12 protein-coding genes are annotated in these 13637 nt (G+C 45.1%); 6 read left to right on the top strand and 6 right to left on the bottom strand.

The window, feature by feature from the left end; translation table 11 throughout:
- Window positions 1-293: 293 nt before the first annotated feature.
- The 6 genes from potA (at window position 294) to BS19_RS08870 (ending at window position 6216) form a co-directional block, all read left to right on the top strand.
- Window positions 294-1427, top strand: coding sequence for a spermidine/putrescine ABC transporter ATP-binding protein PotA (gene potA, locus BS19_RS08895; RefSeq protein ID WP_038174733.1), 1134 nt, complete (start codon window positions 294-296; stop codon window positions 1425-1427).
- Window positions 1408-2268 (top strand): spermidine/putrescine ABC transporter permease PotB, encoded by an 861-nt coding sequence (gene potB, locus BS19_RS08890; protein ID WP_038174732.1) that lies wholly within the window; start codon window positions 1408-1410, stop codon window positions 2266-2268. Before potA ends, potB begins: the two co-directional genes overlap by 20 nt.
- Window positions 2268-3038: a spermidine/putrescine ABC transporter permease PotC gene (potC, locus tag BS19_RS08885; protein WP_038174731.1), complete on the top strand. Its 771-nt coding sequence runs from the start codon at window positions 2268-2270 to the stop codon at window positions 3036-3038. Before potB ends, potC begins: the two co-directional genes overlap by 1 nt.
- Before the next feature lie 110 nt (window positions 3039-3148).
- The gene (locus tag BS19_RS08880; RefSeq protein WP_038174730.1) at window positions 3149-4183 is read left to right on the top strand and encodes an extracellular solute-binding protein; all 1035 of its coding nucleotides are present in this window, start codon (window positions 3149-3151) and stop codon (window positions 4181-4183) included.
- Between the two features lie 162 nt (window positions 4184-4345).
- Window positions 4346-5383, top strand: coding sequence for an extracellular solute-binding protein (locus tag BS19_RS08875; RefSeq protein WP_038174729.1), 1038 nt, complete (start codon window positions 4346-4348; stop codon window positions 5381-5383).
- Between the two features lie 59 nt (window positions 5384-5442).
- Window positions 5443-6216, top strand: a complete 774-nt coding sequence (locus tag BS19_RS08870; protein ID WP_051686517.1) for a GGDEF domain-containing protein — start codon at window positions 5443-5445, stop codon at window positions 6214-6216.
- Between the two features lie 24 nt (window positions 6217-6240).
- On the opposite strand, the gene cobB is transcribed toward BS19_RS08870, so the two are convergent.
- From cobB to BS19_RS08840, 6 genes are all read right to left on the bottom strand, one after another.
- Complete coding sequence (cobB, locus tag BS19_RS08865) at window positions 6241-6978, bottom strand: Sir2 family NAD+-dependent deacetylase (protein WP_038174727.1); 738 nt, start codon at window positions 6976-6978, stop codon at window positions 6241-6243.
- Between the two features lie 181 nt (window positions 6979-7159).
- Complete coding sequence (locus BS19_RS08860) at window positions 7160-8380, bottom strand: ammonium transporter (RefSeq protein WP_038174725.1); 1221 nt, start codon at window positions 8378-8380, stop codon at window positions 7160-7162.
- A gap of 308 nt (window positions 8381-8688) precedes the next feature.
- Entirely contained in the window at window positions 8689-9105 is a 417-nt protein-coding gene (locus BS19_RS08855) for a membrane protein (RefSeq protein WP_038174724.1), read from the bottom strand.
- Complete coding sequence (locus BS19_RS08850; protein WP_038174722.1) at window positions 9089-10144, bottom strand: formate dehydrogenase subunit gamma; 1056 nt, start codon at window positions 10142-10144, stop codon at window positions 9089-9091. Before BS19_RS08850 ends, BS19_RS08855 begins: the two co-directional genes overlap by 17 nt.
- Before the next feature lie 14 nt (window positions 10145-10158).
- Window positions 10159-10767: a formate dehydrogenase FDH3 subunit beta gene (gene fdh3B / locus BS19_RS08845; protein ID WP_004745954.1), complete on the bottom strand. Its 609-nt coding sequence runs from the start codon at window positions 10765-10767 to the stop codon at window positions 10159-10161.
- Between the two features lie 11 nt (window positions 10768-10778).
- Window positions 10779-13634 carry a formate dehydrogenase subunit alpha gene (locus BS19_RS08840; RefSeq protein WP_038174721.1) on the bottom strand — a complete coding sequence of 952 codons (2856 nt, stop codon included), beginning with the start codon at window positions 13632-13634 and terminating at the stop codon, window positions 10779-10781.
- Window positions 13635-13637 lie beyond the last annotated feature (3 nt).

The raw sequence follows: 13637 nt of genomic DNA, 5'->3' as shown, positions 1-13637 counted from the left end.
TAAAATCAGTTCTCGAACATCCGCTTGCTTTCCTGTCTGATTGGTTGATAATTAAGCACTAAACGCAGCGCATAAGTGTTTATATCCCAATAAAAACAAAGAGATTTTTCTTACATAAGTACGACTCTCGGTAAATAGAAAGTGTATGGTAAGGAATGTTTACTTTTATCGACAAATTTTTTTCTGTTTCAAGATGAGAAAATGCTTTGATTTCACACTATTGGTGATTATGATGCGCGCCTCGAATTTGTGTAACAATCGGTCGTTGAACTTAGGTTTCAGTGACGCCCCAAATGGGAGAAAAACAGACGTTGAACGCTACTAAACATGCAGGACAACCAGTTGTACGTCTAACTGGCATAAGTAAAAGTTTTGATGGCAAGGAAATCATCTCGAATTTGAATTTGGATGTTAACCATGGTGAGTTCCTTACAATTTTAGGTCCTTCCGGCTGTGGTAAAACGACCGTATTGAGGATGATTGCGGGTTTTGAAGCCGCTGATAGCGGTGAAATCACCCTAGCCAATCAGAATGTCACTCAAGTTCCTGCAGAGCAAAGGCACGTCAATACTGTATTTCAGAGTTATGCACTATTTCCCCATATGACCGTGTTTGAAAACGTTGCCTTTGGTTTACGGATGCAAAAAGTGAATGCTGCAGATATTGAGCCTCGCGTCATGGAAGCCCTGCGAATGGTTCGACTCGAGAAGATGGCTGCGCGTAAACCACACCAACTGTCTGGGGGTCAGCAACAACGTATCGCGATAGCGCGTGCGGTTGTGAATAAGCCCAAAGTTTTATTGCTTGATGAATCATTGTCTGCACTCGACTACAAATTGCGCAAGCAGATGCAAATTGAACTAAAGCAACTTCAACGTCAGCTTGGGATCACTTTTATCTTCGTGACTCACGACCAAGAAGAAGCCTTGTCAATGTCTGACCGCATTATTGTGATGCGTGATGGTGTGGTTGAGCAAGATGGCTCTCCACGCGAAATCTATGAAGAGCCAAAAAATCTATTCGTTGCCAAATTTATTGGCGAGATCAACGTCTTTAACGCGACGATGCTTGAACGCACCGACAACAAACGCATTCGCGCCAATATTGAAGGCGTTGACTCGGTTGTCTACTGCAATAAATCCGCCAACAGCGGTGATAAGCTGCAAGTATTACTGCGCCCAGAAGATCTTCGCATCGAAGAGATCAAAGAGTCTGAGCAAAGAGGCATTGTAGGTCACGTAATGGAACGGACTTACAAAGGCATGACGCTAGATTCAGTGATCGAACTTGAGTCTGGTATGCGTGTCATGGTCAGCGAATTTTTCAATGAAGACGATCCCGACGTGGACCACTCTTTAGGACAAAAAGTTGCTATCACTTGGGTTGAAAGTTGGGAGGTCGTCCTCAATGAAAGCCAAGACGATTAGTCTACAAAATGCGATCATTGCCCTGATTGTCGGTTGGTTAACGCTGTTTGTGCTGATCCCAAACGTGATGATCATTGCAACCAGTTTCCTTACGCGTGATGAATCCAATCTCATTGAGCTGACATTCACGTTGGATAACTATGTCCGTTTGATCGATCCGCTCTATGCCAAGGTGTTGTTGCACTCTTTTTATATGGCCATTATCGCGACGTTGTTGTGTTTAGTGATTGGCTATCCATTCGCGTATATCGTTGCAAAAATGCCGCCTAAATGGCGCCCTATTATGCTGTTCTTGGTGATTGTTCCTTTTTGGACTAACTCATTGATTCGTACCTATGGAATGAAAATAGTCTTAGGTACGCAAGGCATTTTAAATAAATCACTGATGGCAATGGAAATTATCGATAAACCGATACGTCTGATGTACACCGAAACCGCGGTGATGATCGGTTTGGTCTACATCCTTTTGCCGTTTATGATTTTGCCGCTCTATTCCGCTATTGAGAAGCTAGATCACACTTATATTGAAGCTGCTAAAGATTTAGGGGCCAATAAGTTGCAAACCATCACTAAGATAATTTTGCCTCTGACTATGCCGGGAATCATCGGCGGCTGCTTATTAGTGCTGTTGCCCGCTTTGGGGATGTTTTACATCTCAGACTTATTAGGTGGGGCGAAGAATCTATTGATTGGTAACGTGATTAAGAGCCAAGTATTGAATGCGCGAGATTGGCCTTTTGGCGCGGCGACTAGCATTGCCTTAACCATTGCGATGGCGATTATGCTTTATGCTTACTACCGTGCAGGCAAACTGTTGAATAAAAAAGCGGAGCTAGACTGATGGGACGAACAGTTCGATTTAGCTTTATGGCGTTAGTGTACGCGTTTTTGTATCTGCCAATTATCGTGTTGATCGTTAACTCATTTAATGCCAACAAATTTGGTATGAAATGGGGCGGCTTCACCACCAAGTGGTATGAAACCCTAGTTAACAATGACAGCTTAATGCAGGCAGCGTGGCATTCACTGAATGTTGCCGTTTTCTCTGCTACCGCAGCGACGATTATCGGTAGCTTGACCGCCGTAGCCCTATTTCGCTACACCTTTAAAGGCAAACGTGCGGTCAACGGTATGCTGTTCGTGGTGATGATGTCACCAGACATCGTAATGGCGATCTCGCTATTGGCTTTGTTCTTGGTGCTAGGAGCTCAGCTCGGTTTCATCACCTTGCTTATTGCACATATTACTTTCTGTTTACCGTTTGTCGTGGTGACTGTTTACAGTCGCTTAAATGGTTTTGACGTAAAAATGCTTGAGGCTGCAAAAGATCTCGGGGCAAGCGAGTGGACGATTTTGAAGCAAATCATTCTGCCACTTGCCAAACCTGCCGTAGCTGCAGGATGGCTATTGAGCTTTACCCTATCGCTTGACGACGTCATCATCAGCTCTTTTGTTACTGGGCCAACATACGAAATCTTGCCATTAAAAATTTACTCAATGGTTAAGGTCGGTATTTCACCCGAGGTCAATGCGCTCGCAACCGTGATGTTAATTGTTTCATTATTTCTTGTTATCGTCTCTCAATTGTTGGCAAGAGAAAAAGTACAGTAGTATCACGTTCGATTTCACTAAATAGGATGGCATGTCGCCATTCTATTTTCTATCTAGTGCCAATTAATGACTTTCATTATGCGGCAACGTTTGGTTTGGAGCTAACGTAAATGAAAAAATGGGCTACTTTATTAGCTGGTAGTGCATGTGCGCTTTCACTGTTCTCAGGTTCAGTAACAGCGGACGAAAACAAACAATTGGTATTTATGAACTGGGGGCCTTACATCAGCAGTAATATCCTAGAACAGTTTACCGAGGAAACGGGTATTAAGGTTATCTATTCTACTTATGAGTCGAACGAAACCTTATATGCCAAACTAAAGACGCATAATCAGGGTTACGACCTTGTTGTGCCATCAACCTACTTTGTTGCTAAAATGCGCGATGAAGGTATGTTGCAAAAAATTGATAAAACTAAGCTGACTAACTTTAACAATTTAGATAAAAACTATCTAAACAAGCCTTATGACCCAAACAATGACTACTCTATTCCCCATGTTGTTGCTATTACAGGGCTAGCGGTTAATGCCGACATGTACGATCCGAATGATTTTCAAAGCTGGGCTGATCTATGGAACCCAGAGCTTGAAGGCCAATTGATGCTGATGGATGACACACGCGAAGTGTTCCATATTGCGCTACGTAAGCTTGGCTATTCGGGTAACTCTACCGATCCAAAACAGATTGATGAAGCATACGCCGAGCTGCAAAAACTGATGCCCAATGTACTGGTGTTTAATTCCGACAATCCTGGAGCACCCTACATGTCTGGCGAGGTAGGTGTCGGTATGCTTTGGAATGGTAGCGCCGCCGCTGCACAAAACGAAGGCATGAATCTAAAACTGGTCTTCCCAAAAGAAGGCGGGATCGGCTGGGTTGATAACTTCGCGATCTCTTCAGGTGCAAAGCACGTTGACGCTGCGCACAAGATGATTGATTTCCTCCTACGTCCAGAAATAGCTGAGCAAATCTCTCGTGATACGGGGTATCTCACCGCGGTTGCCGAATCGAATGCGAAGTTTAAAGATGTTGCTCCGTTATTCCCATCGCAACACGATCTTGACCGCGTTGAATGGCAAGATTCTGTGGGTAATTTAACGGCGAAATACGAAGAGTATTTCTTGAAGTTGAAAGCCGGCCAATAAGCCGAAGTTCAGCAAAAATAGGCAGCGTTCGCTGCCTATTTTCGTTTATGGCTGATATACTAATCCGTTGCTAGGTTTGTCATATGACAAGCAGATTCAATCATCAGGCTCACTCAGAAGAGACAGGCTTTTGAGCGTTCATAGATAAAAAACGGAAATCAAATGAAAAGTAAATTCTACGCAAGTGCGCTATGCGCAGCGACGCTATTCACGACGCCTGCAATGGCGGCTGATCAAGAACTCTACTTCTACAATTGGTCTGAATATATTCCCAATGAAGTTCTTGAAGACTTTACGAAAGAGACCGGAATAAAAGTGATTTATTCCACTTATGAGTCAAACGAAAGCATGTACGCAAAGTTAAAGACTCAAGGCTCTGGTTACGATCTCGTTGTGCCGTCAACCTATTTTGTGTCTAAAATGCGTAAAGAGGGAATGCTGCAACAAATCGACAAAACTAAGCTATCTCACTTCGCCGACTTGGATACTAACTTCCTAAACAAACCTTTTGATCCAAGTAACAACTACTCTATCCCTTACATTTGGGGTGCAACCGGTATTGGTATCAACTCTGATATGCTTGATAAGTCATCAGTAACCAAATGGGATGACTTTTGGGATAGCAAGTGGGAAGGCCAATTGATGCTAATGGACGACTCACGTGAAGTATTCCATATTGCGTTAACAAAATTGGGCTACTCGCCAAATACAACCAATCCAGATGAAATCAAAGCGGCGTACGAAGAGTTAAGAAAACTGATGCCAAACGTGCTGCTATTTAATTCTGATAACCCAGCGGTACCTTACTTAGGCGGTGAAGTTTCATTAGGTATGTTGTGGAATGGTTCAGCCTACGCCGCTCGTCAAGAAGGCGCTTCAATCGACATTATCTGGCCAGAAAAAGGCACTGTTTTCTGGATGGATAGCCTATCAATTCCATCAGGTGCGAAAAACATTGAAGCGGCGCATAAGATGATCGACTTCCTACTACGTCCTGAAAACGCAGCGAAAATTGCGTTAGAGATTGGTTACCCTACTCCAGTGGCGGCGGCGCACAAGCTATTGCCGAAAACGTTCACTGAAGATCAGAACATTTTCCCACCGCAAGCGGTAATGGACAGCGGTACTTGGCAAGATGAAGTTGGTGAAGCCAGTGTTCTTTACGATGAGTATTTCCAAAAACTAAAAGTAGATAACTAAACAATTTGTTTTACACTTAATAAAGCGGCACAAGCCGCTTTATTTATATCTGGAGAAGCATGTATAGAGCGACACTCTTTTTTATTTCAATTCTTATTGGTGCGCATCTCATCATGCTCATCATTAGTCATTTTCTTGCCATTGATTCTCGCTACGATTTACTGTTTGAAACGAACACACTCATTCTGGTTATTTACCTTGCGAACATTTCATTAAACACGATTAAATCCAATGCGATGATTCTATACGGCATCGGTTTACTCATCATCAATAGCTTTTATGAGGTCGTTACCGAATTCAACTACTTCAACCAGATAGCAGACCATCACCCGATGATTGACTCATTGATGGAAGATGGGATGTTACAACTTTCCTTTTTACTTTTAGCGTTTGGCATTACTAAGCTGGTTCACTCGGCTCAAAAGAGTGCAACAACAGACGAGTTAACAGGGCTATACAACCGTAAAAAACTCCATGATGTCGAGCTCGATCCATTTGAATTGGTATTTATTGATTTAGATGGATTAAAAGCGGTCAATGATACCCAGGGTCATTTGATGGGTGACACGGTGATTGTTCGGTTTGCTACTGTACTAAAAAACTGCACCATCGATTCTGAACAAGCATTTCGCATTGGTGGTGATGAGTTTGTCGTGGTTTGTTTGCCTGAACGCGCGGAAACTTTCATTACCGAAGTGAAACAGCAACTGCAAAAAGATCCCATCGCCTTTAGTTACGGGATTGAGCACTCTACCCGTTCGAGCGTGTTTGAATCAATAGAGCGCACAGATAAGGCGATGTATGAAATGAAAAACGCTCAACGTAAGCATTAAGCGTGTTCAAAGGTGTTGTTGCCGTTAGGCATGCTTGATATCAGGCTGTTGTAACGAGAGTATTTCATCGACCAGTTTCGCCACTTCAACACTCGCTTTGCCGTAACGCTTTTCTTCAAATTCACTTTCTACCGCGCTCGGCTCTAAGTTTATCTCAATAGTATGAGCGCCGTGCATCCTCGCATCATGAACAAAACCAGCAGCAGGATAAACCACGCCTGAGGTACCAATCGAAACAAACAAATCGGCCTCTTCGAGTGCTGCGTAGATGTCCCCCATTCTCAGTGGCATTTCACCAAACCAAACCACATGAGGGCGCATCTGTGATGGGATCTGACAACAATGGCACAGGTCACCTGTGTTGATGTCACCTTTCTCTTCAATGACCTGATTAGAAACACTGCAACGTGATTTCAACAATTCACCATGCATGTGAATGACATTCACACTGCCTCCGCGCTCATGAAGATTATCAATATTTTGGGTAATGATGGTTACCTTACCCTCAAGTTGCTCTTCAAGCTTGCCTAACGCTACATGAGCCGCATTAGGCTTAATCTTTGAATCTTGCAGACTGAGACGACGCTTGTTATAAAAGTCTTGAACTAAATCAGGGTTGCGTTCAAAACCCTCGGGCGTTGCGACATCCTCTATACGATGGTTTTCCCAAAGCCCATCTTGAGCTCGAAAGGTTTGAATTCCCGATTCTGCCGAGATACCCGCGCCAGTTAAGACCACAACGTTACGATAAGGAAAGTTCATACCACATCCTTTTTAGTATTGATGTTGTTAGCTTAGCATTGGCAAGGCTCACACCCTAATAAATTGGGTTAGACCATGGTCGAAAATGGCGTAACTTAACGCTGTTTTTGTGAGGTAAACCTATTTTGTGTGGCAAACCAATAAGGCGGCTTAAACGCCACCTTTGATGGTTGTTGACTCATTAGTCTTCGTTGGTTGACGAGATTTTATGGATGGCTAAGTCGGCACCATTGAACTCATCTTCCTCTGACAGTCGTAAGCCAGACACTTTATCAATCACACCATAAACAATGCCAGCACCGATCAGTGCGATACTAATGCCGACAACTGTACCTAATAGTTGCACACTCAGACTGACGCCACCTAAACCACCTAATGCCGTTTGACCGAAGATTCCCGCAGCGATGCCACCCCATGCACCACATACGCCATGCAGAGGCCATACGCCCAGTACGTCATCAATTTTGGTTTTGTTTTGTAGATAAGTAAATAAGTAAACAAACAGAGCCCCAGCGATAGCCCCTGTGACTAAAGCACCGATAGGATGCATCAAGTCCGATCCTGCACAAACGGCCACTAACCCTGCCAATGGACCATTATGAATAAAACCCGGGTCATTTTTACCCACAATCAATGCGGCGACAATACCGCCGACCATTGCCATTAGGCTGTTCATTGCAACAAGGCCACTAATGCCGTTGAGGGTTTGGGCTGACATCACATTAAAACCAAACCAGCCAACACACAGAATCCAAGCACCTAAGGCAAGAAACGGAATATTAGACGGTGCAAAGTTGGTATGTTTGCCTGCGCGAATACGGCCTTTACGCATGCCTAAGAAAATAACCGCAACAAGTGCTATCCAACCACCGACAGCATGGACGACGACTGAACCTGCAAAGTCATGGAATCCATAACCAAATTGGCTTTCAAACCAAGCTTGCAAGCCAAAATTACCGTTCCAGATCATTCCTTCGAAGAGCGGATAAACCAAACCGACGGTAAAAAAAGTTGCCACTAAGATTGGGTAGAAACGCGCACGTTCAGCAATACCACCGGATACAATCGCCGGGATCGCTGCTGCAAAGGTCAGTAAGAAAAAGAATTTCACTAACTCATAGCCATTTCCTTGCGACAAGGTTTGCGCATCGGCAAAGAAGTTAGCGCCATAAGCGACCCAATAACCGATGAAAAAATACGCGAGTGCAGAAATACCAAAATCAGCCAGAATTTTCACCAAAGCGTTCACTTGGTTTTTATGTCTGACGGTGCCAACCTCGAGAAAAGCGAAGCCTGCATGCATCAAGAACACCATAATGGCGCCGAGTAAAAGAAATAATGTATCGGAACTTTGGGTCAAGGTTTGTACTGCTCCATGAACCTGACTGGCTGTTACGCTCATCCGTAATGTCTCCATGTTGATTGTCGCGCACTTTTTATGTGCATCAATTTACACTAATCACCATCTTGGTGAATCGGTATGAAGAGGTGTTACGGCAAGTTATGTGCCAGCGAATGACACCATTATCAACTAACATTAAGTCATTGAAATAATGTAGTATTATATTGTGGATAACAAAGATTGTTTTAAGGCAAGCTTAATTAACGCTTTAATTGCACTAACATGGTGAGACTGCACTAGATTAAAGCGTGCTTTTGTGGTGCAAAAAAGCCCTAGAGACTAGGGCTTTTATTAAGCAAATGGCATCGCTATAAATTGGGCCCTTTTGAAAAACTAAAGGGTTGATTGTCTTTCAATCGGCTCATTCCCTGATACATCCTGATAAACCAGATAACGATGGCGACTAAACCAAAAACAAAACCAACATAGGGGATGTAATAAGCGATTTGATCAATCACTGGGCTCTTGTACCAGTAGTCATTGACGCCAGAAAGCACCCCATTTGATGTCGCTACCGTGATAATAAGGACCACAAAGTAGGTTAAGTTCAAGAAGAAGGTGCGGATTAAACCATAGTAATGGGAATCGAGAATATCGCCATCTTCTCCTTTATCTAATCGGTAACCCGCATAAACAATCGCCAAAACGCCAGAGATCAAACAGGTAAACGGAGTAAAACAGCTTAGGATATACGCAACCCAAATCCCTTTATGAGGTTTGTTCATTGGTTTGTGCTCCTTTTCTCTGTTGGCTAATCTCAGAAGACTCAGTAAATGTTTGCTCTTTCTCGGCAACTTGTTGATACCAAAGATCGTGGTGTTCTTTGGCCCACGTTTCATCGACTTCACCAGTGACCATGCCTTCAAGCGCCCCTTCCATACCAAACAGACCGATATAAATATGGAAAATAAATCCACAGATAAGGATTAAGGCTGCAATCATATGGACGAGGTTCGACATTTCCATGTCTCGGCGTGTTTGACCAAAAATCGGGAAATCAAGAATCAGCCCACTTAAGGCTACAACACTGCCAACAATGATGAGCATCCAAAATAGCGCTTTTTCACCGGCATTAGAAAATTCCGCAGAGGGGTGCGTCCCTTTATGTTTGCCAACCATACCGCCAAGTTTAATAAACCAATCGAAGTCGACTTTTTTAAAGATCGATTTACGCCACCATTTGATCAAAACGCACAACAGTAAGGCATAGAAAATCGGTCCGATATAGTTGTGATACTGTTTGGCCAGCATCACAATGAAGCCCCACAGCTCGGATGGAATGTAAGGTTTAAGGAAGTGTTTGCCATACACCAACATCAAGCCACTGAAAGCTAACGTTAAGAAGGTAAACGCCATACTCCAGTGCAGTGCTCTATCGAGTCGCGACCAACGTTTGATTTTCTTCCCCGTTCTTGGGGCACTCAACATCAAAGGGCCAATGGCGACGTACATCAAAGTAACCAATGCGATACTGCCGAAGATAGCGACAGCGCCAGCGGGAGACATCCACTTCTCTTTCAGAATATACCAGGTTTGACCTGGCGTACTGATCAGAACGCCATGCTCGGCAGACTGAGAGGTGGTATAACCCTCTTCACCTTGACGAACCTGGCGCCAAAAATCCGCACCGGCTAGCTGAGTCATTTCACGTTGTGCAACTTGAGACTCGTTTTGCTCAGCATGCACAGGTAACGACAAAGCAAGCAACAATGCTGTCATTAACGACAGCATTGCGAGAGATGCACGTTTAAGTATTGAAAACATGACTCTCTCCAACTCTAACTTTTGGTTGCATCGTAAGACAGATCGTTGCCATCAGTCCAGCCAGCCCCTTTTGCGCCGCGCTCAACAACGCGCTGACGGAAAATATCAGACACTTTCTCTGCATCCCCCGCCAATAGCGCTTTGGTAGAACATAGTGACGCACACATAGGTAACTTGCCTTCAGCAATACGGTTAGCTCCGTATTTTTGACGCTCTTCGACTGAACCCGCTTCTGTTTCAGGACCACCGGCACAGAAGGTACACTTGTCCATCTTGCCACGTTCACCAAACGCTTCTTGTTTGGGAAACTGAGGGGCGCCAAATGGGCATGCAAACAGACAATAACCACAGCCAATACACAAGTCTTTATTGTGAAGAACAATGCCATCTTCTGTGTGCTCAAAACAATCTGCAGGACAAACCGCCATACAAGGTGCATCAGTACAATGCATGCAGGCGACTGAGATCGAGTTTTCGCCCGGCTCACCGTCATTCAGCGTGACCACTCGGCGGCGCTGGATGCCCCACTCTAACGCATCGTCATTTTCGTTCTTACATGCAGTGACACAGCCGTTACATTCAATGCAGCGCTTGGTGTCACATAGGAATTTCATTCTAGCCATCAGTTGACTCCTTACGCTTTGCGAATGTTACATAGGGTGACTTTCGTTTCCTGCATTTGCGTGACCGGATCATAGCCGTAGGTCGTTGCAACGTTGGCAGACTCACCAATCACATATGGATCGGTTCCTTCAGGGTATTTATCTCGTAGATCTTCTCCTTGGAATTTGCCGCCAAAGTGGAACGGGATAAAGGCCATGCCCGGTTTAACGCGACGTGTTACCATTGCTTTAACGTGGATTCGGCCCTTCTCTGCCCCTTCAACCCAGACCATTTCACCATCTTTGAAGCCAAGATCATTGGCATCTTTCGGGTTAACCTCAACAAACATCTCTTGTTGCAGTTCCGCAAGCCATGGGTTTGAACGTGTCTCTTCACCGCCCCCTTCATATTCAACCAAACGACCCGAAGTTAGAATAATGGGGTACTCGCCCGACTTGTCTTGATCTTGAATAGATTTGTACATCGTCGGTAAGCGGTAGATAGACTCACTGTCATCCCATGTTGGGTAATCAGCGACCAAGTCACGACGTGGGGTGTACAGTGGTTCACGGTGCAGTGGTACTCGATCTGGAAACGTCCAAACCACGGCGCGAGCTTTGGCATTACCGAAAGGCATACAGCCATGTTTGATCGCAACTCGTTGAATCCCACCCGACAGATCCGTTTTCCAGTTTTTACCTTCAGCCGCCGCTTTCTCTTCGCCAGTCAAATCATCCCACCAACCGAGAGCTTTAATCAGCTTATCGCTAAACTCCGGGTAGCCATCTTGAATTTCACAACCTTTTGAATAGCTATCTTCGGCGAGCAAATTGGTGCCTTCAAATTCAACACCAAAACGGGCACGGAAATTACCGCCACCTTGAGCAACGGGTTTCGAGGTATCGTATAGGATGTGGGTTCCCGGATGCTTCATTTCCGGCGTTCCCCAACACGGCCAAGGAAGACCATAGGTTTCACCATGCACAGGGCCGCCTTCGGCTTCGAGTGACGTTTTGTGGAAGGTATGCCAGCTTTGTTGGTGTGCTTTAAGACGCTCTGGGCTTTGCCCTGTATAACCGATGGTCCACATTCCACGGTTGAATTCACGGGTAATGTCTTCAATCAACGGCTGATCGTTTTCAACTTTGATGTTCTTGAACAATTGATCAGCAAAGCCGAGTTGCTTGCTCAACAGATACATGATTTCGTGATCAGGTTTAGACTCAAATAAAGGCTCAACCACTTTATCACGCCATTGAATCGAGCGATTTGACGCTGTCACACTACCGTAGGTTTCAAATTGCGTCGTGGCAGGTAATAGGTAGACACCATCGGTGCGATCATTCATCACAGCGGCAACGGTTGGGTATGGGTCAACGATAACCATCATATCAAGCTTTTTCATTGCTTTACGCATTTCCACGCCACGGGTCTGCGAGTTCACGGCATGTCCCCAATAGAACATGGCACGAATGTTATCGTTTTGCTCGATGTTATCTTTGTTTTCAAGTACCCCATCAATCCAACGCGAGACGGGAATACCCATATTATTCATTGGTTTCTTGCCACGATATTCACTTTGATCAAACTGGCTTTTGACCCATTCATAATCAAGATCCCACACCTTAGACCAATGTTTCCAAGCGCCGTCAGACAAACCGTAATAGCCTGGTAAAGTATGAGAAAGCACCCCCAAATCGGTCGCGCCTTGGACGTTATCATGGCCGCGGAAAATGTTGGCACCACCACCAGATTTACCCATGTTACCGAGTGCTAATTCAAGCACACAATAAGCACGAGTGTTGTTATTACCCGTGGTGTGCTGAGTACCACCCATACACCATACGACACAACCTGGTCGGTTTTCCGCCAGCAGTTTAGCGGTTTGGTAAACGTCAGCTTCAGTAACACCAGTGACACGCTCTACTTCTGCAGGCGTCCATTTCGCAACTTCTTCACGAATTTCATCCATGCCGAAAACACGTTGGCGGATAAAGTCTTTGTCTTCCCATTGGTTAGCAAAAACATGCCACAAGACACCCCAGATGAAAGCAACGTCTGAACCCGGACGAAGCGAGACGTAGTGATCGGATTTTGCTGCAGTGCGGGTACGACGAGGGTCAGCCACCACGATCTTGCAGTTGTTCTTCTCTTTGGCAATCAAGATGTGCTGCATCGCGACTGGATGCGCTTCAGCAGGGTTCGAACCAATGAACAGCATCGATTTACAATTGTGCATGTCATTGAACGAGTTGGTCATCGCTCCGTAGCCCCACGTATTAGCCACCCCCGCCACCGTGGTTGAGTGACAGATACGCGCTTGGTGGTCGACGTTATTCGTCCCCCACAATGACGCCATTTTACGGAACATATACGCTTGTTCATTGCTGTGCTTAGCACTGCCCAACCAGTAAACTGAATCTGGGCCAGACTGCTGTCGAATCTCTAACGCTTTGTTGCCAATTTCCTCAATCGCTTGTTGCCAAGAGAGTTTTTTCCATTTGCCGTTTTCGAGCTTCATTGGGTATTTAAGCCGGCGTTCACCGTGGCCATGTTCACGTAGCGCTGCACCTTTAGCACAATGTCCACCAGCATTAAATGGGTGATCAAATGCGGGCTCTTGACCCGTCCATACGCCGTTTTGTACCTCGGCGTAAATGCCACAACCCACGGAACAGTGTGAACAAATGGTGCGTTTTACTTCAGTTTCTGCTGATGGATCCACCGCTTTTGCTTGAGCTTTCTTGATCATGCCAGGCGCAAAAAGCCCTGCACCAACAACTGCGCCGCTCGCCGCAAGCGAGCTGTTTTTCATAAAGGCACGTCGAGAAACACCCAGCTGATTCTGTTCTCTATTCACGCTATCGGAGCGTTTGACTAATTTCATGGT

Origin of the sequence: Vibrio pacinii DSM 19139, from assembly GCF_000711795.1 — a bacterium.
Taxonomy (GTDB): domain Bacteria; phylum Pseudomonadota; class Gammaproteobacteria; order Enterobacterales; family Vibrionaceae; genus Vibrio; species Vibrio pacinii.
This window is presented reverse-complemented; position numbering and strand designations above follow the sequence as displayed.

What these genes read in the sequence shown, in the direction of transcription:
- potB (WP_038174732.1), top strand. Translation starts at nt 1,408, where the DNA reads ATGAAAGCCAAGACGATTAGTCTACAAAATGCGATCATTGCCCTGATT.
- BS19_RS08860 (WP_038174725.1), bottom strand. Translation starts at nt 8,380, where the DNA reads ATGAGCGTAACAGCCAGTCAGGTTCATGGAGCAGTACAAACCTTGACC.
- BS19_RS08850 (WP_038174722.1), bottom strand. Translation starts at nt 10,144, where the DNA reads ATGTTTTCAATACTTAAACGTGCATCTCTCGCAATGCTGTCGTTAATG.
- BS19_RS08880 (WP_038174730.1), top strand. Translation starts at nt 3,149, where the DNA reads ATGAAAAAATGGGCTACTTTATTAGCTGGTAGTGCATGTGCGCTTTCA.
- BS19_RS08855 (WP_038174724.1), bottom strand. Translation starts at nt 9,105, where the DNA reads ATGAACAAACCTCATAAAGGGATTTGGGTTGCGTATATCCTAAGCTGT.
- potC (WP_038174731.1), top strand. Translation starts at nt 2,268, where the DNA reads ATGGGACGAACAGTTCGATTTAGCTTTATGGCGTTAGTGTACGCGTTT.
- potA (WP_038174733.1), top strand. Translation starts at nt 294, where the DNA reads ATGGGAGAAAAACAGACGTTGAACGCTACTAAACATGCAGGACAACCA.
- BS19_RS08840 (WP_038174721.1), bottom strand. Translation starts at nt 13,634, where the DNA reads ATGAAATTAGTCAAACGCTCCGATAGCGTGAATAGAGAACAGAATCAG.
- cobB (WP_038174727.1), bottom strand. Translation starts at nt 6,978, where the DNA reads ATGAACTTTCCTTATCGTAACGTTGTGGTCTTAACTGGCGCGGGTATC.
- BS19_RS08870 (WP_051686517.1), top strand. Translation starts at nt 5,443, where the DNA reads ATGTATAGAGCGACACTCTTTTTTATTTCAATTCTTATTGGTGCGCAT.
- fdh3B (WP_004745954.1), bottom strand. Translation starts at nt 10,767, where the DNA reads ATGGCTAGAATGAAATTCCTATGTGACACCAAGCGCTGCATTGAATGT.
- BS19_RS08875 (WP_038174729.1), top strand. Translation starts at nt 4,346, where the DNA reads ATGAAAAGTAAATTCTACGCAAGTGCGCTATGCGCAGCGACGCTATTC.